The 19331-nt window shown below is 60.1% G+C and carries 20 protein-coding genes; 13 read left to right on the top strand and 7 right to left on the bottom strand.

Annotated features, from left to right (window positions below; genetic code table 11):
* The first annotated feature begins 91 nt into the window (after positions 1-91).
* From ACA058_RS04110 to ACA058_RS04080, 7 genes are all read left to right on the top strand, one after another.
* Complete coding sequence (locus tag ACA058_RS04110) at positions 92-661, top strand: antibiotic biosynthesis monooxygenase (protein ID WP_497637970.1); 570 nt, start codon at positions 92-94, stop codon at positions 659-661.
* A 53-nt stretch (positions 662-714) separates the two neighbouring features.
* Positions 715-1425 (top strand): dihydromonapterin reductase, encoded by a 711-nt coding sequence (gene folM / locus ACA058_RS04105; RefSeq protein ID WP_497637969.1) that lies wholly within the window; start codon positions 715-717, stop codon positions 1423-1425.
* 18 nt (positions 1426-1443) lie between these two features.
* A complete protein-coding gene (folE, locus tag ACA058_RS04100; protein ID WP_497637968.1) occupies positions 1444-2019 on the top strand; it encodes a GTP cyclohydrolase I FolE in 576 nt (191 codons plus the stop codon).
* A 2-nt stretch (positions 2020-2021) separates the two neighbouring features.
* Complete coding sequence (gene folX / locus ACA058_RS04095; RefSeq protein WP_497637967.1) at positions 2022-2402, top strand: dihydroneopterin triphosphate 2'-epimerase; 381 nt, start codon at positions 2022-2024, stop codon at positions 2400-2402.
* 106 nt (positions 2403-2508) lie between these two features.
* A complete protein-coding gene (locus ACA058_RS04090) occupies positions 2509-2805 on the top strand; it encodes a DUF1244 domain-containing protein (RefSeq protein ID WP_497637966.1) in 297 nt (98 codons plus the stop codon).
* Complete coding sequence (locus ACA058_RS04085; protein WP_497637965.1) at positions 2798-3136, top strand: HopJ type III effector protein; 339 nt, start codon at positions 2798-2800, stop codon at positions 3134-3136. The genes ACA058_RS04090 and ACA058_RS04085 overlap by 8 nt, the downstream gene beginning before the upstream one ends.
* Positions 3137-3407: 271 nt before the next feature.
* A complete protein-coding gene (locus tag ACA058_RS04080) occupies positions 3408-4658 on the top strand; it encodes a 2-aminoadipate transaminase (RefSeq protein ID WP_497637964.1) in 1251 nt (416 codons plus the stop codon).
* A gap of 171 nt (positions 4659-4829) precedes the next feature.
* Here ACA058_RS04080 and trxB read toward each other — a convergent pair whose 3' ends face one another.
* On the bottom strand, positions 4830-5786 hold the full coding sequence (gene trxB, locus ACA058_RS04075; protein WP_095965873.1) for a thioredoxin-disulfide reductase: 957 nt from the start codon (positions 5784-5786) through the stop codon (positions 4830-4832).
* Between the two features lie 314 nt (positions 5787-6100).
* On the opposite strand from trxB, the gene cysZ reads away from it, so the two are divergent.
* Both cysZ and ACA058_RS04065 read left to right on the top strand, forming a co-directional pair.
* On the top strand, positions 6101-6853 hold the full coding sequence (gene cysZ, locus ACA058_RS04070; RefSeq protein ID WP_497637963.1) for a sulfate transporter CysZ: 753 nt from the start codon (positions 6101-6103) through the stop codon (positions 6851-6853).
* 40 nt (positions 6854-6893) lie between these two features.
* Positions 6894-8093: a glycosyltransferase family 4 protein gene (locus tag ACA058_RS04065; RefSeq protein ID WP_497637962.1), complete on the top strand. Its 1200-nt coding sequence runs from the start codon at positions 6894-6896 to the stop codon at positions 8091-8093.
* Between the two features lie 115 nt (positions 8094-8208).
* Here the strand turns inward: ACA058_RS04065 and ACA058_RS04060 are convergent, their stop codons facing one another.
* From ACA058_RS04060 to ACA058_RS04050, 3 genes are all read right to left on the bottom strand, one after another.
* Positions 8209-9312, bottom strand: coding sequence for an NADH:flavin oxidoreductase (locus ACA058_RS04060; RefSeq protein ID WP_497637961.1), 1104 nt, complete (start codon positions 9310-9312; stop codon positions 8209-8211).
* A 199-nt stretch (positions 9313-9511) separates the two neighbouring features.
* Positions 9512-9994: a glutathione peroxidase gene (locus tag ACA058_RS04055; protein WP_497637960.1), complete on the bottom strand. Its 483-nt coding sequence runs from the start codon at positions 9992-9994 to the stop codon at positions 9512-9514.
* A 123-nt stretch (positions 9995-10117) separates the two neighbouring features.
* Positions 10118-10603 (bottom strand): FKBP-type peptidyl-prolyl cis-trans isomerase, encoded by a 486-nt coding sequence (locus ACA058_RS04050; protein WP_497637959.1) that lies wholly within the window; start codon positions 10601-10603, stop codon positions 10118-10120.
* On the opposite strand from ACA058_RS04050, the gene ACA058_RS04045 reads away from it, so the two are divergent.
* The 3 genes from ACA058_RS04045 (at position 10572) to yihG (ending at position 13965) form a co-directional block, all read left to right on the top strand.
* Positions 10572-10898, top strand: coding sequence for a DUF3565 domain-containing protein (locus ACA058_RS04045; protein ID WP_497637958.1), 327 nt, complete (start codon positions 10572-10574; stop codon positions 10896-10898). The genes ACA058_RS04050 and ACA058_RS04045 overlap by 32 nt on opposite strands.
* 61 nt (positions 10899-10959) lie before the next feature.
* Positions 10960-13059: a phosphate acetyltransferase gene (gene pta / locus ACA058_RS04040; protein ID WP_020796661.1), complete on the top strand. Its 2100-nt coding sequence runs from the start codon at positions 10960-10962 to the stop codon at positions 13057-13059.
* Entirely contained in the window at positions 13060-13965 is a 906-nt protein-coding gene (gene yihG / locus ACA058_RS04035) for a 1-acylglycerol-3-phosphate O-acyltransferase, YihG family (protein ID WP_497637957.1), read from the top strand.
* A gap of 177 nt (positions 13966-14142) precedes the next feature.
* Here yihG and cysN read toward each other — a convergent pair whose 3' ends face one another.
* The 3 genes from cysN to ACA058_RS04020 all read right to left on the bottom strand — a co-directional run bounded on the left by cysN (position 14143) and on the right by ACA058_RS04020 (position 17965).
* Complete coding sequence (gene cysN, locus ACA058_RS04030) at positions 14143-16041, bottom strand: sulfate adenylyltransferase subunit CysN (RefSeq protein WP_497637956.1); 1899 nt, start codon at positions 16039-16041, stop codon at positions 14143-14145.
* A 9-nt stretch (positions 16042-16050) separates the two neighbouring features.
* A complete protein-coding gene (gene cysD / locus ACA058_RS04025; RefSeq protein WP_053154630.1) occupies positions 16051-16968 on the bottom strand; it encodes a sulfate adenylyltransferase subunit CysD in 918 nt (305 codons plus the stop codon).
* Positions 16969-17206: 238 nt separating this feature from the next.
* Positions 17207-17965 (bottom strand): Nif3-like dinuclear metal center hexameric protein, encoded by a 759-nt coding sequence (locus ACA058_RS04020; RefSeq protein ID WP_497637955.1) that lies wholly within the window; start codon positions 17963-17965, stop codon positions 17207-17209.
* A 103-nt stretch (positions 17966-18068) separates the two neighbouring features.
* Between ACA058_RS04020 and algW the strand changes: the two genes are divergently transcribed.
* A complete protein-coding gene (gene algW, locus ACA058_RS04015) occupies positions 18069-19229 on the top strand; it encodes a Do family serine endopeptidase AlgW (RefSeq protein ID WP_497637954.1) in 1161 nt (386 codons plus the stop codon).
* Positions 19230-19331: the final 102 nt, after the last annotated feature.

Raw genomic sequence — 19331 nt, 5'->3', positions numbered from 1 at the left:
TTTGCTTGTCCCAAGATGCAGCCCACCACCCCGGCGCTGCGCCTGGCGAAACTCCTACCCGGAGCGACGCATTTGTTTACGGAGATACATGATGTCTACCTCCCCCGTCACGCTGATGGTTGCGCGTCGCGTCGCCGATGGGCGCTATCAGGACTTGATGGTCTGGCTGCGCGAAGGCGAACAACTGGCCACCGACTTCCCTGGTTACCTGGGTTCCGGCGTGCTCGCTCCGCCGCCTGACGATAATGAATTCCAGATCATTTTCCGCTTCGCCGACGAACCGACACTGCACGCCTGGGAGCACTCAGCTTCGCGTACCGCCTGGCTGGCCCGTGGCAGCGATTTGTTCGCCCACCCGACGGAGCATCGGGTCAGTGGCATCGAAGGCTGGTTCGGCGCGGCGGGACAACGCCCGCCGCGCTGGAAACAGGCTGTTGCGATCTGGCTGGCGTTCTTTCCGGTGTCCCTGTTGTTCAATTTTGTGCTGGGGCCGTTGCTTGGCGAGATGACGCTATTGCCTCGCGTGCTGATCAGCACCCTGTGCCTGACACCGTTGATGGTCTACTTCTTCATTCCGCTGTCGACCCGTCTGTTGGCCAATTGGCTGAACAGTGCGCCCACGCGGCCATTGCCGGTGAAACCGACTACCCAAAACCTGTAGGCTCACGGCTTGTCGCTGGTATAGTTTTGCTCTTACCGCGACGCGAGCCGTTCATGACCTCTTCTGCAGCCCCCATTCTCATCACCGGTGCCGGCCAGCGTGTCGGCCTGCATTGCGCGCGGCGATTGCTCGAAGACGGCCATCGCGTAATTTTCAGTTACCGCAGCGAACGTCCCGGCGTGCAAACCCTGCGCGACCTGGGGGCGATCGGGCTGTTCGCGGACTTCTCCAGCGAAGCCGGGATCGTCACCTTCATCAGTGAACTGAAAACACACACCGACAGCCTGCGGGCGATTATCCATAACGCCTCTGAATGGCTGGCCGAGACCCCGGACACCGATGCCACGGCATTCACCCGCCTGTTCAGCGTGCACATGCTGGCGCCCTACCTGATTAACCTGCATTGCGCCGACCTGCTCGAACGCTCAAGCCCCGCCGACATCGTGCACATCAGCGATGACGTGACCCGTAAGGGCAGCAGCAAGCACATCGGCTACTGTGCCAGCAAAGCCGGGCTCGACAGCCTGACCCTGTCCTTCGCCGCCAGATACGCGCCTGGCATCAAGGTCAACGGGATCGCGCCCGCCCTGCTACTGTTTAATGCCGACGACGATGCCGCCTATCGCGCCAAGGCACTGGCCAAATCCGCGCTGGGCATCGAACCTGGCAGTGAAGTGATCTACCAGAGCCTGCGTTATTTGCTCGATAACCCTTATGTCACTGGCACGACCCTGACCGTCAACGGCGGAAGGCACATCAAATAAGTGTCCCGAGGATCTTCCATGACGCTTTCCCTACCCCACAATCGCCTGTCACAGAGTTATCGCGAGATCCTCATCGGTCTCGGTGAAAACCCCGACCGCGAAGGCCTGCGTGACACGCCGCTGCGCGCGGCCAAGGCCATGCAGTACCTGTGTCACGGTTACGAGCAAAGTGTCGAGGAAATCATCAACGGCGCCTTGTTCGCTTCCGACAACGATGAAATGGTGATCGTCGACAACATCGAACTCTATTCCCTCTGCGAACATCACCTGCTGCCCTTCATTGGCAAGGCGCATGTGGCTTATATTCCAACGGGCAAGGTGCTGGGCCTGTCGAAGATTGCGCGGCTGGTTGACATGTTCGCCCGTCGCCTGCAGATCCAGGAAAACCTCACCCGGCAAATCGCCGACGCCGTGCAACAGGTGACCGGCGCAGCAGGCGTCGCTGTGGTCATCGAAGCGCAGCACATGTGCATGATGATGCGCGGCGTCGAGAAACAGAATTCAACCATGAACACCTCGGTGATGCTCGGCGCCTTCCGCGAGTCGGCCAACACCCGACAGGAGTTCCTGCAATTGATTGGACGGAGCAAGTAGCAATGCCACAACTTCAACCAGGCATGGCGCGCATCCGGGTCAAGGACCTGTGCCTGCGCACCTACATTGGCATCAACGAAGATGAAATCCTCAACAAGCAGGATGTGTTGATCAACCTGACCATCCTCTATGCTGCCCAGGAAGCGGTGCGCGACAACGATATCGATCACGCGCTGAACTACCGCACCATCACCAAGGCGATCATCGCCCACGTGGAAGGCAATCGCTTCGCCCTGCTCGAACGCCTGACCCAGGAGCTGCTGGACCTGGTCATGGCCAACGAGTCGGTGCTGTACGCCGAAGTCGAAGTCGACAAGCCCCACGCCCTGCGATTCGCCGAGTCGGTGTCGATTACGCTCGCGGCAAGTCGGGCTACTGCGTAGCAGCGGCAAGCTACAAGCTTCAAGCGGCAAGCTGTAAACTTCACCGCACCGCAATCCATCTTGCAGCTTGAAGCTTGCCGCTTGCAGCTGTCTCGAAGAGACCCCTATGACCGATCAAGAACGCCTTGAGCTCGAAGCCGCCGCCTTCCGCCGGCTGGTGGCCCACCTGGACAGCCGCAAGGATGTGCAGAACATCGACCTGATGAACCTCTCGGGTTTCTGTCGCAACTGTCTGTCCAAGTGGTACAAGGCAGCGGCCGATGAACGCCAGATCGAGGTCAGCCTCGATGAGGCCCGCGAAGTGGTCTACGGCATGCCGTACGCCGAGTGGAAAGCCCAATTTCAGCAAGAAGCCAGCGTCGAACAACAAGCGGCGTTTGCCAAAGGAAAACCCAATGAGTGATTTGAGTACCCTGCGCACCAGCCTCAAGAGCGGGGAGCACGTCTTCGCCGATACCCTGGCGTTCATTGCCGCCGGTTATGACTACCAGCCTCAGGCCTTCAACAATGGCGGCGTGGAAAACGCCGTCGGGCAGAACGAAGGTTCGTGCAAGACGCTGGGTCTGGCTTTGCTGGAAGGCCTGAGCGATGAAGAAGCGCTGTTGGCATTCGGCGAGCATTACCGTTCAGTGCTGGCGACACCCGAGGGCAGCGATCACGGCAATATCCGTGCGTTGATTGCTCATGGCCTGGCCGGGGTGAAGTTCGCTCACCCACCACTGACCCGCCGCTGACCCGCCGCTGACCCGCCGCTGACCGCTGTACTGTAGGAGCGAGCCTGCTCGCGAAAAACCCGAGAGCGCCGCGGGGCATCTGGTTTTACGCGTCATCGTTCACCTCCATCGCGAGCATGCTCGCTCCTACAGGTCCAGCGTCCACGCGCGGACATGATCAAAAACACATCCCGACTTTTCAGATTAACCCGGCGACTTTATTTCGTTTGCCGGGCACCGCTGCTCCCGGCTTAGATAAAAAGAAGCCCCCCTTCTTCCGAGCCGGTCATCCATGCGCAGCGAAACCATCAGCCAGTCGATCAATATCGTTCACCCTGTCACGCTCAGCCACGGCAAAAATGCCGAGGTCTGGGACACCGATGGCAAACGTTACATCGACTTTGTCGGCGGTATCGGTGTGCTGAACCTCGGCCATTGCCATCCACGCATCGTCGAGGCCATCCGCGAACAAGCCACCCGACTGACCCACTACGCCTTCAACGCCGCACCCCACGCGCCCTATATCGACCTGATGGACCGCCTCAGCGCCTTTATCCCGGTGGATTACCCGGTCAGCGGCATGCTCACCAACAGCGGCGCCGAAGCCGCGGAGAATGCGCTGAAGATCGTCCGTGGCGCGACCGGCCGCACAGCCGTAATTGCTTTCGATGGCGCCTTCCACGGCCGCACGCTGGCCACCCTCAACCTCAACGGTAAGGTTGCGCCGTACAAACAGAAAATCGGTGTACTGCCTGGGCCGGTGTATCACCTGCCGTTCCCCAGCCGGGACAACGGCGTTACCTGTGTCGAGGCCCTGAAAGCCATGGAGCGCCTGTTCAGCGTCGAGATCGATGTCGAGGACGTGGCCTGCTTTATCGTCGAACCGGTGCAGGGCGAAGCGGGTTTCCTGGCCATGGATGTCGAGTTCGCCCAAGCGCTGCGCAAGTTTTGTGACGAAAAAGGCATTGTGCTGATTGCCGATGAAATCCAGTCTGGCTTCGGCCGTACCGGCCACCGGTTTGCGTTCTCGCGACTGGGCATCGAACCGGACCTGATCCTGCTGGGCAAAAGCATCGCCGGCGGCGTTCCGCTGGGTGCGGTGGTGGGACGCAAGTCGCTGCTCGACAACTTGCCCAAGGGCGGACTCGGTGGCACCTATTCCGGCAACCCCATCGCTTGCGCCGCGGCGTTGGCGACCCTGGACGAAATGACTGACGCCAATCTGCAAACCTGGGGTTCGCAACAGGAAGAAGCGATTGTCAGTCGCTACGAAACCTGGCGCGATCGCAACCTGTCACCGTACCTCGGGCGCTTGACCGGTGTCGGCGCGATGCGTGGGATTGAACTGGTCAAGGCCGATGGCACGCCAGCTTCGGCGCAGTTGACGCAACTGCTGGCGCTGGCGCGGGAGGCGGGGTTGTTGCTGATGCCGAGCGGTAAATCACGGCACATCATTCGGTTGTTGGCGCCGTTGACGACCGAGGCAGCGGTGCTTGGCGAGGGCCTCGACATTCTTGAGGCATGCCTGAAGAAATTAACCTGATCCTGTAGGAGCAAGCATGCTCGCGAAGAACCCGAGAGCCGCGCGGGGTGTCAGGCTCCCATCGTTATCGTTGACGACCATCGCGAGCAGGCTCGCTCCTACAGGGGGTATGTGCATTTTCCGAAGGTACAAAAAAAACCGGCCGAAGCCGGTTTTTTTACCAACGCAGAATCAAGCGTTCTGCAGATTGTCCAGGTAGCGCTCGGCATCCAGTGCCGCCATGCAACCGGCGCCAGCGGAGGTGATCGCCTGGCGGTAGACGTGGTCAGCCACGTCACCGGCGGCGAAGATGCCTTCGAGGCTGGTCGCAGTGGCGTTGCCGTCACGGCCGCCCTGCACGACCAGGTAGCCGTCCTTCAAGGTCAACTGGCCTTCGAACAACGAAGTGTTCGGAGTGTGGCCGATGGCGATGAACACGCCGTCGACTTTCACTTCGTCGAAGCTGCCGTCGTTGTTCTTCAGACGGGCACCGGTCACGCCCATATTGTCGCCCAGGACTTCGTCCAGGGTCGCGTTCAGCTTCAGCTCGATCTTGCCTTCGGCAACACGGGCATTGAGCTTGTCGATCAGGATCTTCTCGGCGCGGAAGGTTTCGCGGCGGTGGATCAGGGTGACCTTGCTGGCGATGTTGGCCAGGTACAGGGCTTCTTCGACAGCGGTGTTACCGCCGCCGACCACAGCCACGGGCTTGTTGCGATAGAAGAAACCGTCGCAGGTTGCGCAGGCCGAAACGCCTTTGCCCATGAACGCCTCTTCCGATGGCAGGCCCAGGTAACGAGCGCTGGCGCCGGTGGCGATGATCAGGGCATCGCAGGTGTAGGTCGCGCTGTCGCCGGTCAGGGTGTAAGGCTTGGCAGCGAAGTCCACGGCATTGATGTGATCGAAAACGATCTCGGTTTCAAAGCGCTCGGCGTGCTCTCTCATGCGTTCCATCAGCGCCGGGCCGGTCAGGCCATGGACGTCGCCCGGCCAGTTGTCGACTTCAGTGGTGGTGGTCAGTTGACCGCCGGCCTGCATGCCGGTGATCAAAAGTGGCTTGAGGTTGGCACGGGCGGCGTAGACGGCGGCGCTGTAACCGGCAGGGCCGGAACCGAGAATAATCACTCGCGAATGACGGACTTCAGACATGACCTGCTCCTGTTGACCGGCCCGGAATACCTGGCGCGGAACGCCGGCTGAGCGGCGGGAATAAAAAAGGACCATTGAAAGCACTTGGGGAAGGCTTGAACTCGACAGTCCTGTAAAAAGAATGGGTGCAGCGTATCGAGGGGGCGAAGATTAAGGAAATACGGTTTAACAATCCAGCTCATAGGTGATCTCTATCCCCACTGAGTGATTATCAGGACGCCTTTGTTACAGTTAATGTCGATGTCGCTGTCGCGCTTTCGCCTGTCAGGCAAAGCCGGTAAGGTCGGCGCGTTTTCCTTTGCTCGGAGCACCTTATGCCCGCCCCCGTTCTGTCCGGCCCACAATACCTGCGTGAAGGCCTGAAACTGGTTCTCAGTCCCAGCCTGCGCCTTTTTGTATTGCTTCCACTTGTGATCAACCTGGTGCTGTTCGTCGGATTGATCTATCTGGCCGGCCAACAGTTCAGCCTGTGGGTCGATACGCTGATGCCGTCCCTGCCCGACTGGCTAAGTTTTCTCAATTATGTGCTGTGGCCGTTGTTCGTGGTGCTGGTGGTGTTGATGGTGTTCTTCACCTTCACCATGCTCGCCAATGTAATCGCCGCGCCGTTCAACGGTTTCCTGGCGGAAAAAGTCGAAGTGGTGGTGCGCGGCACCGACGACTTTCCGGCCTTCAGCTGGGGGGAGCTGATCGCCATGATCCCGCGGACCCTGGCCCGGGAAATGCGCAAGCTCGGTTATTTTCTGCCCCGGGCGCTCGGGCTGTTCATCCTTTCGTTCATCCCGGTGGTGAACATCATCGCCGCACCGCTGTGGCTGCTGTTCGGGGTGTGGATGATGGCGATCCAGTACATCGACTACCCGGCGGACAACCACAAGCTTGGCTGGAACGAGATGCTCGCCTGGCTGCGGCAGAAGCGCTGGCAGAGCATGAGTTTTGGCGGCAGTGTTTACCTGGTGCTGCTGATTCCGGTGGTCAACATCCTGATGATGCCGGCGGCCGTGGCCGGGGCGACCTTGTTCTGGGTGCGTGAGCGTGGGGCGGAAAATCTGGTGACCCAACGCTAGGTCGGTCACAAATCCATCATCTCACCGTCATAACGCCGACATGGCCTCAGCCCACACTGAGGCCATGACGACAGCTCTGCATATCACCCTGATCACCGAAACCTTCCCTCCGGAAATCAATGGCGTGGCCAATACCCTTGGGCGCTTGTGCGACGGATTGCGCGCGCGCGGGCATCAGGTGGAGTTGGTGCGACCACGCCAGGGCTGCGATCAATCGGCGAGCAGCGACGATGAGTTGTTGCTGTGCCGAGGCTGGCCGCTGCCGGGCTATCCCGGGTTGCAATGGGGGCAGTCGTCGATGCACAAGCTGCTCAGACGCTGGAAGCGCCATCGCCCCGATGTGCTGTACATCGCCACCGAAGGACCACTCGGTTTGTCGGCATTGCGCGCAGCACGGCGCCTGGGCATTTCAGTGGTGAGCGGATTTCACACCAATTTCCAGCAGTACTCCAGCCAATACGGGTTCGACTTGTTGACTCGCCTGCTGACCCACTATTTGCGTTGGTTCCACAATCGCTCGAACCTGACGCTGGTGCCCAGTGTCAGCCAGCGCATGGAGCTGGAACGCCGGCATTTCGAGCGCCTGGCGTTGCTGTCCCGCGGAGTCGACAGCCAGTTGTTTCACCCGAGCAAACGCTTGAATGCGCTGCGCGAGCAATGGGGGCTGGGCGAGAAGGACATTGCCGTTATCCATGTAGGCCGGTTGGCAGCGGAGAAAAACCTCGGTTTGCTCAAACGTTGTTTCGATACGCTCAAGGCCACTTATCCACAGCGCACTCTGAAACTGATCGTGGTGGGCGATGGCCCGCAACGCCTGCTGATGGAAAGCGAGTTGCCCGAAGCGATTTTCTGCGGGGCGCAACGAGGTGAGTCCCTGGCCAGTCACTATGCGTCGGGGGATGTGTTTGTGTTTCCGAGCCTGACCGAGACCTTCGGCAATGTGGTGCTTGAGGCGCTGGCCTCGGGACTGGGGGTGGTGGCTTACGACCAGGCGGCAGCGGCGCAGCATATTCGTCATGGCTACAACGGCGTCCTGGCGATGCCGGGGGATGAGGAGGCATTCTGCGATGCCGCTGTGTGGTTGCTGGAGAAGCGCGAAACCTTGCGTTGTGTGCGGCTCAATGCGCGCCAGCATGCGAGTCGCCAGGGTTGGGCGGCGATTATCGAGCAGTTCGAGGGGCAGTTGCGTGGGGCTTGTGTGCAGGGGCAAACCCTAACCGATGCAGCGTTGTTGCCTTGAAAAGCATCGCGGGCAAGCCTTGCTCCTACAGATTCAGGTCGTGCCGAAGCGTTGTGATCGACAAAAATCCTGTAGGAGCAAGGCTTGCCCGCGACGAGGCCGGCCCGGACGCTGCTTAAACCAGCGTCATCAACGCTTCACGGCTGAACGGCAGGATGTCTTCCTCGCGACCGTCACGCACCTTCTGCGCCCAGTCCGGGTCCACCAGCAATGCACGACCGACCGCCACCAGATCAAACTCGTCGTTGTTCAAACGCTCCAGCAGTTTTTCCAGGCTAGCCGGCTGTGCCACCTTGTCGGTGTTGACCATGAACTGCAGGAACTCACCGTCCAGACCAACGCTGCCCACGGTGATGGTCGGCTTGCCAGTGAGCTTACGCGTCCAGCCCGCCAGGTTCAGTTCGGAACCGTCGAACTCCGGCTCCCAGAAACGGCGTGTCGAGCAGTGGAAAATATCCACACCAGCGTCGGACAACGGCTGAAGGAACTCGCCCAACGCTTCCGGGGTTTGCACCAAACGCGCGGTGTAGTCCTGTTGTTTCCACTGGGAGAAACGGAAGATGATCGGGAAACCGTCACCGACCGCCGCACGTACCGCCTGAATCAATTCGATGGCGAAACGCGAACGGTTGGCCAGGCTGCCGCCGTATTCGTCGGTGCGCTGGTTACTGCCTTCCCAGAAGAACTGATCGATCAGATAGCCGTGGGCACCGTGGATTTCCACGCCGTCCATGCCAATGCTCTGGGCATCCTTCGCCGCCTGGGCGAACGCGGCGATCACGTCCTGAATGTCCTGTTTGCTCATGCCGTGAACCACGACTTGACCGTCCTTCACTTTTTCCGACGGGCCATAACCCGGCACGCTGGCGTCCGGCTCGGTGCCGATGCGACGCACACTGCCGACATGCCACAGTTGCGGAACGATCTTGCCGCCCTCAGCGTGAACCGCATCGACGACTTTCTTCCAGCCAGCCAGCGCGGCTTCGCCATAGAAATGCGGTACGTTCGGGTAGCCGTTGGAAGCCTTGTGCCCAACAGTGGTGCCTTCGGTGATGATCAAGCCCACGCCAGCCGCGGCGCGACGACGGTAATACTCGATCACTTTGGAATTCGGTACGCCGCCCGGCGAAAACGAGCGGGTCATCGGCGCCATGACGACACGGGTGGGCAGTTCGAGGGTACCGAGGTGGAACGGTTTGAACAGGGCTTTTACGGGCATGGGACGCTCCACTGAGAATGACTTTATGACGGCTATAATATGGAGGTTCGTGCGCGCTGAAAAGCACTATTGATTTGGGTGATTTAGGATCAAAAGCTTGTAGGAGCAAAGCTTGCTCGCGATAGCGGTATGTCAGCTTGCATCTTGGTTGAATGGGCTGCCGTCATCGCGAGCAAGCTTTGCTCCTACAGGAGAGACGTCAGGCCAGGGCTTTCTCGATCGCCTGAACCACGCTCGGATCATCCGGCGCCGTACGCGGTGAAAACCGCGCCAGCACACGACCATCTTTACCCAGCAGGAATTTTTCGAAGTTCCAGGTGATGTCACCGGGAAACTCCGCGCCCTCGCCCGCCAGCAACTTGTACAGCTGATGACGCTCGTGACCGTTGACTTCAAGCTTGCTGGACAACGGAAAGGTCACGCCATAGTTGAGGCTGCAGAAGTCCTTTATTTCTTGCTCGGTACCCGGCTCCTGCCCGGCAAACTGATTGCATGGCAGACCCAGCACGCTGAAGCCTTTACCTTTGTACTGCTGGTAGAGGTTTTCCAGCGCCGCGTACTGTGGCGTCAAGCCACATTTGGAGGCCACGTTGACCACCAGCACGACGTGCCCTTTGAAAGGTGCCAGAGGTAGCGCCTGACCATCCAGGGCTGTCAAATTAAGTTCGTGAAAAGCACTCATGACGTACTCCAGATTCCCGTGTTCTTCTCGAAACAGCCACTTGGTGGTGTCGCCTGGAACAGCCGCAGACTAAAAAGGCGCCCTCGGGGCGCCTCTCCAGCTATCTGAGCTTAGCGCAGAAAATCAGTGGTGATGGCCACCTTCGCCATGGACGTGACCGTGGGCGATTTCTTCCTGGCTGGCATCACGGATGTTGATGATCTTGACCTGGAAATTCAGGCGCTGACCAGCCAACGGGTGGTTGCCGTCTACGGTGACGTCGTCGCCGTCCAGATCGCGGATGGTTACGATCTGCATTTGGCCGTCCGGAGCGGAAGCGTGGAACTGCATGCCCACTTCCAGCTCGTCTACACCTTCGAACATGGTGCGGCTCAGGGTGCTGACCAGTTCGGCAGCGTACTCGCCGTAGGCATCTTCTGGTTCAACGGCCACGGTCAGCTCGTCGCCGACTGCTTTGCCTTCCAGCGCCTTTTCCAGGCCCGGGATGATGTTGCCTGCGCCTTGCAGGTAGACCAGCGGCGCGCCGCCGGCGGAGCTGTCGATGACCTCACCAGCGTCGTTGGTCAGGGTATAGTCGATGGAGACAGCCTTATTGGCGGCGATCAGCATGGGGCGAGACCTTTTGCATAAGAATATTGAAAGACCCAGTTTAGCGAAGCAATCGCCCGAAAGCGAACACAACCCGGACAGACGGGATTCGACGATCACAGGCTTCCATCAGGACGAAGACGGCCACTGGGTGGTCGAGCTTTCCTGCGGCCATACGCAGCACCTGCGGCACCAACCACCCTGGCAATCGCGGGCCTGGGTCATGGACCCGTTGCAGCGCCACGAAAAAATAGGCCAGCCCTTTGATTGCGGTTGGTGCGCACAAGGCACGGTTAGCGATAACCTTGGCGACTGAATTTCGGTAGTTGGCCAGTTATAGGCCGTCACCATTGCCATGCACCTTCTAGAGAATCCGCATGCAAACTTTTTTTATCGCACCCACCGATTTTGGCGTGGGCCTGACCTCCATCAGCCTCGGGCTGGTGCGCACCCTTGAGCGGGCCGGCCTCAAAGTCGGCTTTTTCAAGCCGATTGCCCAGCCCCATCCAGGTGACACCGGTCCTGAGCGTTCCACCGAACTGGTGGCGCGTACCCACGGACTGAAACCGCCCCAACCATTGGGCCTGGCCCATGTCGAGCGCATGCTCGGTGACGGCCAGCTCGATGAGTTACTCGAAGAAATCATCACCCTTTATCAGCAGGCCGCCATCGGCAAGGATGTGTTGATCGTCGAAGGCATGGTCCCGACCCGCAGCGCCAGCTATGCCGCGCGGGTCAATTTGCACCTGGCCAAGAGCCTCGATGCCGAGGTGATCCTGGTCTCGGCACCGGAAAACGAAGTGCTGACCGAACTGTCCGGTCGCGTGGAACTGCAGGCGCAATTGTTCGGCGGCCCCAAGGATCCGAAAGTCCTCGGCGTGATCCTCAACAAGGTCAAGACCGAGGAAAGCATGGAGGCCTTCGCCGCACGCCTGAACGAACACTCGCCGCTGTTGCGCAGCGGCGACTTCCGTCTGCTCGGTTGTATTCCGTACCAACCGGAGCTGAATGCGCCGCGTACTCGCGACGTGGCTGACCTGATGGGCGCACAGGTGCTCAACGCCGGCGACTACGAAACCCGGCGCATGACCAAGATCATCATTTGCGCGCGTACCATGCGCAACACCGTGGAGCTGCTCAAGCCGGGCGTGCTGGTGGTGACCCCGGGCGATCGTGACGACATCATCCTCGCCGTGAGCCTCGCAGCCATGAATGGCGTGCCCCTGGCCGGCCTGTTGCTGACCAGCGACACCCTGCCCGACCCGCGCATCATGGACTTGTGTCGCGGCGCCCTGCAGGCGGGCCTGCCAGTGTTGTCGGTGAGCACCGGGTCCTACGACACGGCCAACCAGCTCAATGGCTTGAACAAGGAAATCCCGATCGACGACCGCGAGCGCGCAGAGATCATCACCGATTTCGTCGCCAGCCACCTGGACGCCAACTGGCTGCACCAGCGCTGCGGTACCCCTCGGGAAATGCGCCTGTCGCCGGCGGTGTTCCGTTATCAATTGATCCAGCGTGCCCAGTCCGCCAACAAGCGCATCGTCCTGCCGGAAGGCAGCGAACCTCTGACCGTACAAGCCGCCGCCATCTGCCAGGCCCGTGGCATTGCCCGCTGCGTGTTGTTGGCCAAACCTGCAGATGTCGAAGCCGTGGCCCGCGCGCAAGGCATCGAACTGCCGCCGGGGCTGGAAATCCTCGATCCTGACCTGATTCGCGAGCGCTATGTCGAGCCGATGGTGGCCCTGCGCAAAAGCAAAAGCCTCAACGCACCGATGGCCGAGCAGCAACTGGAAGACACTGTGGTGATCGGCACCATGATGCTGGCGCTGGATGAAGTCGACGGCCTCGTATCGGGCGTCATTCACTCCACCGCCAACACCATCCGCCCGGCCCTGCAGCTGATCAAGACTGCGCCGGGCTGCACCCTGGTATCGTCGGTGTTCTTCATGCTGTTTCCCGAAGAAGTGCTGGTCTACGGTGACTGCGTGATGAACCCGCACCCGAGCGCCGTCGAACTGGCCGAGATTGCCCTGCAAAGCGCCGACTCGGCGGCGGCATTCGGCATCACTCCGCGTGTGGCGATGATCAGCTATTCCAGCGGTGAGTCGGCCAGCGGCGAGGAAGTCGAGAAGGTACGCGAAGCGACATTACTCGCCCATGAACAGCAAAACTCGCTGCTGATCGACGGCCCGTTGCAGTATGACGCCGCCGCCAACGAAACCGTGGCCCGGCAACTGGCACCGAACAGCCAGGTGGCCGGTCGCGCCACGGTGTTCGTATTCCCCGACCTGAACACCGGCAACACCACGCACAAAGCCGTGCAGCGCAGTGCCGACTGCGTCAGCCTCGGGCCGATGCTGCAGGGCCTGCGCAAACCGGTGAACGATTTGCCGCGCGGCGCGCAGGTCGACGACATCGTCTACACCATTGCCCTGACCGCGATTCAAGCTGCCAACCGACCTATGGATGTGTAAATGCTGGATTTTCTACCTGCCCCGGCGCGCGGCGTGATCGCCGCGCTACTGCTGGCGCTGAATACGATTTTGCTGTGCTCGTTTCTGTTCTGTGTGGCGCTGTTCAAGGTACTGCCGTTCGCGCTCACCCAACGCATCGCCCACTGGTTGATGAGCCATACCCACGAAGCCTGGATCAGCAACAACAAAGGCTGGATGAACCTGGTCCGTCGCACTCGCTGGCACGTCAGCGGCCTGCAAGGCCTCGACTATCAACACTCGTACCTGGTCACCAGTAACCATCAGAGTTGGGTCGACATTCTGGTGCTGCAATACGTGCTCAATCGGCGTATCCAGCCGCTGAAGTTCTTTCTCAAGCAGGAGTTGATCTGGGTGCCGGTTATTGGCCTGGCCTGGTGGGCGCTCGGTTTTCCGTTCATGAAGCGCTACTCCAAGGCGTATCTGGAAAAGCACCCGGAGAAAAAAGGCAAGGACCTGGAAACCACGCGCAATACCTGTGCGAAGTTTCGCAACAACCCGGTGGGGATTTTCAATTTCGTTGAAGGCACACGCTTCACCGAAGGCAAGCATGCCCAGCAGAAATCGCCGTTCAAGTACCTGCTCAAGCCCAAGGCCGGCGGCATTGCTTTTGTGCTGGATGCGATGGGTGAACAGTTGGAGTCGATCGTCAACGTGACCATCCACTACCCGGCCGGGCGTCCCGGTTTCTGGGATTTGCTGTGCGGGAATATTGCGGATGTTGTGGTGCATTTTGAAGAGCTGAAGATTCCGCCGCAGTTCATCGGCAAGAATTATGACCAGGACGGTGAGTATCGCCTGCAGTTTCAGGGCTGGATCAACCAGTTGTGGGAAGACAAGGATGCTCTGCTTGCGCAGATACATCGGGAGTATCCAGCAAAATCTTGATCCGACCGCACTGTCCTCATCGCGGGCAAGCCTTGCTCCTACGGATTCTCGGGTGAACACGCCATTGAGCACGACGCTAATCTGTAGGAACAAGGCTTGCCCGCGATGGCGGACTTAAGGGCACAAAAAACCCGCCGATGATCACTCATCGGCGGGTTTCTTTTTAGCGGCTAGCGCTTAGATCGCACCACGCTTGCGCAGCAGCTCCAGCACTTGCTTGACGCCTTCTTCCAGCGACACGGACTGGGTGTCGATCACCAGATCGGCATCCAGCGGCACGTCATACGGGAAGGACTCGCCGGGGATGTTTTCGCCGGCCGCCGCGTACAGGCCTTGCGGGTCACGCTCGGCACAGACCGTCGGCGAAGCCTGGACGTAGACCGTCACCAGACGCTCCTTGCCGATCAGTTCCTTGGCCTGCTCACGACCTTCGGAACTTGGTGCAACGAATGCCGCCAGGGTCAGCAGACCGGCTTCGTTGAACTGACGCGCCACGTGCGCGGCACGACGCCAGTTCTCGGTCCGCCCGGCGCGATCCTGTGGCAGACCCTTGTTCAGGTCATGACGCAGGTTCTGGCCATCGAGCACGAACACCGCACGACCCAGGTCGAACAGCTTGCGTTCAACCGCATACGCCAGGGTGCTTTTGCCCGCGCCGGACAAACCGCTGAACAACACGGTGGCCGGTTGCTGGCCGAAACGCTGGGCGCGCTCTTCCGTGGCAACGTGAGCCAGCTTGCCGTGGTGCGTGCTGGTGCCATGCGCCACCGGCTGGGCGACGATCATGCCGGCACCAACGGTGCCGTTAGTCAGGCGGTCTATGATGATGAATGCACCGGTGGTGCGGTTGCTGTCGTAACCGTCGAGGGCAATCGGCGCGTCGAGCGCGATCTTGACCTTGCCGATTTCGTTCAGCTGCAACGCGCTGGCCGGACCTTCTTCCAGGGTGTTCACGTCGACCTTGTTGACGATGCTGGCGATGGAGCCCGGCACGTAACTGGTGGCGCGCTTGATGTCGTATTTCTTGCCTGGCAGCATCGGCTCTTCAGCCATCCACACCAGCATCGCTTCGAAACTGTCGGTGACTGGCGGGACGTTGTCGGCGTGGACCAGCAGGTCACCACGGGAAATGTCGATTTCATCTTCCATGGTCAGGGTTACTGCCTGACCTGGACCTGCGTGTTCCAGTTCACCTTCGAAGGTGACGATGGATTTCACGCGGCTGCTCTTGCCCGATGGCAGGACCACGACTTCGTCGCCCTTCTTGACGATGCCGCTGGCCAGGGTGCCGGCGAAACCGCGGAAGTTCAGGTTCGGACGGTTGACGTACTGCACCGGGAAACGCAGGTCGGTGAAGTTGCGGTCGCCCGCCACTTCCACGGTCTCGAGAATTTCCATCAGCGACTGGCCGGTGTACCACGGCGAGCGCTCGGACCTGTTCACCACGTTGTCGCCCTTCAAGGCGGACATCGGCACGAAGTGCATGCTGGTCGGCTTCAACTTCAAGCCTTCGGCAAACTGCAGGTAGTCGGCCTTGATCGACTCGAACACGCCTTGGTCGAAGTCCTTGAGGTCCATCTTGTTGATGGCGACGACGATGTGCTTGATGCCCAGCAACGAGGCGATGAAGCTGTGGCGACGGGTCTGGGTCTGCACGCCGTAGCGGGCGTCGACCAGGATGATCGCCAGGTCACAGGTGGATGCACCGGTGGCCATGTTGCGAGTGTACTGCTCATGGCCGGGGGTGTCGGCGATGATGAATTTGCGCTTGGCGGTGGAAAAATAGCGGTACGCGACATCGATGGTGATGCCTTGCTCACGCTCGGCCTGCAGGCCATCGACCAGCAGTGCCAGGTCGATGTCTTCACCGGTGGTGCCGACTTTTTTCGAGTCGCGGGTAATTGCTTCCAGGTGATCTTCGTAGATCATCTTGGAGTCGTGCAGCAGGCGCCCGATCAGGGTGCTTTTGCCGTCGTCGACGTTACCGCAGGTCAGGAAGCGCAGCAGCTCTTTACGTTCGTGCTGGCCCAGGTAGGCGAGGATGTCCTCGCTGATCAAATCAGATGCGTGCGACATAACAACCCCTTAGAAATAACCCTGACGTTTTTTGTCTTCCATCGAGCCTGCGCCATCGTGGTCGATGACACGGCCCTGGCGCTCGGAAGTTCGCGTCAGGAGCATTTCCTGAATGATGTCCGTGAGGCTTTCGGCCTCGGACTCCACCGCGCCCGTCAACGGGTAGCAGCCAAGGGTACGGAAACGCACTTTCTTTTTGACGATGCGGGCTTTGTCTTCATCGCTCAAGTGTTCAAGGATGCGCTCGTCGTCGATCATGATCAGGGTGCCGTTCTTCTCGATGACTTCACGCTCGGCGGCGAAGTACAACGGGACGATCGGGATACCTTCAAGGTAGATGTACTGCCAGATGTCCAGCTCGGTCCAGTTCGACAATGGGAATACGCGGATGGATTCGCCCTTGTTGACCTTGCCGTTGTAGACGTTCCACAGCTCGGGGCGCTGGTTTTTCGGGTCCCAGCGGTGCTTGCTGTCGCGGAACGAGTACACACGCTCTTTGGCGCGGGATTTCTCTTCATCGCGGCGTGCACCACCGAAGGCGGCATCGAAACCATATTTGTCCAACGCCTGTTTCAGGCCTTCGGTCTTCATGATGTCGGTGTGCTTGGCACTGCCATGGGTGAACGGGTTGATGCCTTGCGCCACGCCTTCCGGGTTCACGTGGGTGATCAGGTCCAGGCCCAGCTCGGCGACCATCTTGTCGCGGAAGCTGTACATCTCCTGGAATTTCCACTGGGTGTCGACGTGCATCACCGGGAACGGCAGCTTGCCGGGGAAGAAGGCCTTGCGTGCCAGGTGCAGCATCACGGCGGAGTCTTTACCGATGGAGTACAGCATCACCGGGTTATCGAACTCGGCCGCCACCTCGCGGATGATGTGGATGCTTTCCGCCTCCAGCTGTTTCAGATGCGTCAGTTTGTCGACCATGGCTACTCACGAAAACATTCTTATGAACGGCCAGCGGGCCGTGTTCGAGCGGGGAATCCTAGCACAGCGCCCCCCTTCTAATCAGGACGCCAACTAGATCGAAAGAGCATATGAATATACCCATGTGGGAGCGAGCCTGCTCGCGATGGTCGCCAACGATGACGCGGGAAAACTGGCACCCCGCGGTGTTCTCGGGTTTTTCGCGAGCAGGCTCGCTCCTACAGTTACAGGGCGCGTTTCAGATCGGATTCGGGCAATCGATGAAGATGTGCTCAAGGGCAAACCGCCTCGCCAGGTAATCACCCAGCGCCTGCACGCCATAACGCTCGGTGGCGTGGTGACCGGCAGCAATGAAGCTGATGTCGTTTTCCCGGGCGCTGTGGAAGGTTTGCTCCGAGGCTTCGCCGCTGAGGTAGAGATCGACACCCGCCAACACCGCCTGATCGATATAGCCCTGCCCACCACCGGTGCACCAGCCAACGCGGCGAATCATTGCGCTGCCTTCAATCAGCAACGGCTCGCGCCCCATGACCTCCTGCACGCGACGGGCGAAGTCGCGGGGCGTCACGGGTTCGTTCAACGAACCGACCAAGCCGACGATTTTCAGGTTGTCGGCATCGAGCGGGCCTTCCACGGTGATGTCGAGCTGGCGCGCCAGCTGCACGTTATTGCCGACATCCGGGTGCAGATCCAGCGGCAGGTGATAGGACAGCAGGCTGATATCGTGCTTGAGTAGCGTCTTCAGGCGGCGCTGCTTCATGCCGGTGATGCACGGGTTCTCGCCTTTCCAGAAGTAGCCGTGATGCACCAGCACCAGGTCGGCGTTGGCCTGCACCGCCGCATCGAGCAAGGCCTGGCTGGCGGTGACGCCACTGACGATGCGCATCACCTGCGGGCGGCCCTCGACCTGGAGGCCGTTGGGGCAGTAATCGGCGATTTTCGAACTGCCGAGGTAACGGTCGGCTTCTTCGACCAGGGTGCTCAAGGCGACGGCCATAAAAGACTCCTAAATATCCCGTTCAGAGGCACGCGTGGCCTCGTATAATGCGCGTCATTATGAGCGGTCTCATACCGCCTGCAACTCTCTCAGGACGTACTTAATGCTCAAGGCGCTGCGTTTTTCCGGCTGGCCGCTGTTGGCCGGCGTGCTTGTCGCTCTGTTAATCATCCAGCGTTACCCGCAGTGGGTCGGGCTTCCAAGCCTCGACGTCAACCTGCAACAAGCTCCGCAAACCACCAGTATGCAGCAAGGCCCAGTGTCCTATGCCGACGCGGTGACCACCGCCGCGCCGTCGGTGGTGAACCTGTACACCACCAAAGTCATCAACAAACCCAATCATCCGCTGTTCGAGGATCCACAGTTTCGTCGATTCTTCGGCGACAACTCGCCCAAGCAGAAACGCATGGAATCAAGCCTCGGCTCCGGCGTGATCATGAGCCCGGAAGGCTACATCCTCACCAACAACCATGTGACCAGCGGTGCCGACCAGATCGTGGTGGCGCTCAAGGACGGCCGTGAAACCCTGGCACGGGTGATCGGCAGCGATCCGGAAACCGACCTCGCGGTCCTCAAGATCGACCTGAAGAAATTGCCTTCGATCACCGTCGGCCGCTCCGACAACCTGCGCATCGGCGACGTCACCCTCGCCATCGGCAACCCGTTCGGCGTCGGACAGACGGTGACCATGGGCATCATAAGTGCCACCGGGCGCAATCAGCTGGGCCTGAACAACTACGAAGACTTCATTCAGACAGACGCCGCGATCAACCCCGGCAACTCCGGCGGTGCGCTGGTAGACGCCAATGGCAACCTGACCGGCATCAACACGGCGATCTTCTCCAAGTCCGGCGGCTCGCAAGGCATCGGTTTCGCGATTCCGGTGAAGCTGGCCATGGAAGTGATGAAGTCGATCATCGAACACGGCCAGGTGATTCGCGGTTGGCTCGGTATCGAAGTACAGCCATTGTCCCAGGAACTGGCCGAGTCGTTTGGTCTGTCGGGGCGTCCGGGCATTGTGGTCGCGGGGATTTTCCGTGACGGTCCGGCGCAAAAGGCCGGCCTGCAATTGGGTGATGTGATCCTGGCCATCGATGGTGAACCGGCGGGCGATGGTCGTCGCTCGATGAACCAGGTCGCGCGGATCAAGCCGACCGACAAAGTCGCGATTCAGGTGATGCGCAACGGCAAGGAGCTCAAGCTCACGGCGGAAATCGGCTTGCGTCCGCCGCCTGCGCCGGTCAAGGAGAAAGAAGAAAACTGAAGCAGTCGGGGTAATTGATCGTTCCCACGCTCCGCGTGGGAATGCATCCCGTGACGCTCTGCGTCACAGTGGACGCAGAGCGTCCATGGCGGCATTCCCACG

Source organism: Pseudomonas sp. LBUM1649 (assembly GCF_059716155.1).
Note: the sequence above shows the minus strand (reverse complement) of the source record. Positions and strands in the feature narration are given on the sequence as shown.

Excerpts from the sequence above, each read along its gene's own strand:
- ACA058_RS04110 (WP_497637970.1), top strand. The coding sequence starts at position 92 with ATGTCTACCTCCCCCGTCACGCTGATGGTTGCGCGTCGCGTCGCCGAT.
- folM (WP_497637969.1), top strand. The coding sequence starts at position 715 with ATGACCTCTTCTGCAGCCCCCATTCTCATCACCGGTGCCGGCCAGCGT.
- folE (WP_497637968.1), top strand. The coding sequence starts at position 1,444 with ATGACGCTTTCCCTACCCCACAATCGCCTGTCACAGAGTTATCGCGAG.
- folX (WP_497637967.1), top strand. The coding sequence starts at position 2,022 with ATGCCACAACTTCAACCAGGCATGGCGCGCATCCGGGTCAAGGACCTG.
- ACA058_RS04090 (WP_497637966.1), top strand. The coding sequence starts at position 2,509 with ATGACCGATCAAGAACGCCTTGAGCTCGAAGCCGCCGCCTTCCGCCGG.
- ACA058_RS04085 (WP_497637965.1), top strand. The coding sequence starts at position 2,798 with ATGAGTGATTTGAGTACCCTGCGCACCAGCCTCAAGAGCGGGGAGCAC.
- ACA058_RS04080 (WP_497637964.1), top strand. The coding sequence starts at position 3,408 with ATGCGCAGCGAAACCATCAGCCAGTCGATCAATATCGTTCACCCTGTC.
- trxB (WP_095965873.1), bottom strand. The coding sequence starts at position 5,786 with ATGTCTGAAGTCCGTCATTCGCGAGTGATTATTCTCGGTTCCGGCCCT.
- cysZ (WP_497637963.1), top strand. The coding sequence starts at position 6,101 with ATGCCCGCCCCCGTTCTGTCCGGCCCACAATACCTGCGTGAAGGCCTG.
- ACA058_RS04065 (WP_497637962.1), top strand. The coding sequence starts at position 6,894 with ATGGCCTCAGCCCACACTGAGGCCATGACGACAGCTCTGCATATCACC.
- ACA058_RS04060 (WP_497637961.1), bottom strand. The coding sequence starts at position 9,312 with ATGCCCGTAAAAGCCCTGTTCAAACCGTTCCACCTCGGTACCCTCGAA.
- ACA058_RS04055 (WP_497637960.1), bottom strand. The coding sequence starts at position 9,994 with ATGAGTGCTTTTCACGAACTTAATTTGACAGCCCTGGATGGTCAGGCG.
- ACA058_RS04045 (WP_497637958.1), top strand. The coding sequence starts at position 10,572 with ATGGAGACAGCCTTATTGGCGGCGATCAGCATGGGGCGAGACCTTTTG.
- ACA058_RS04050 (WP_497637959.1), bottom strand. The coding sequence starts at position 10,603 with ATGCTGATCGCCGCCAATAAGGCTGTCTCCATCGACTATACCCTGACC.
- pta (WP_020796661.1), top strand. The coding sequence starts at position 10,960 with ATGCAAACTTTTTTTATCGCACCCACCGATTTTGGCGTGGGCCTGACC.
- yihG (WP_497637957.1), top strand. The coding sequence starts at position 13,060 with ATGCTGGATTTTCTACCTGCCCCGGCGCGCGGCGTGATCGCCGCGCTA.
- cysN (WP_497637956.1), bottom strand. The coding sequence starts at position 16,041 with ATGTCGCACGCATCTGATTTGATCAGCGAGGACATCCTCGCCTACCTG.
- cysD (WP_053154630.1), bottom strand. The coding sequence starts at position 16,968 with ATGGTCGACAAACTGACGCATCTGAAACAGCTGGAGGCGGAAAGCATC.
- ACA058_RS04020 (WP_497637955.1), bottom strand. The coding sequence starts at position 17,965 with ATGGCCGTCGCCTTGAGCACCCTGGTCGAAGAAGCCGACCGTTACCTC.
- algW (WP_497637954.1), top strand. The coding sequence starts at position 18,069 with ATGCTCAAGGCGCTGCGTTTTTCCGGCTGGCCGCTGTTGGCCGGCGTG.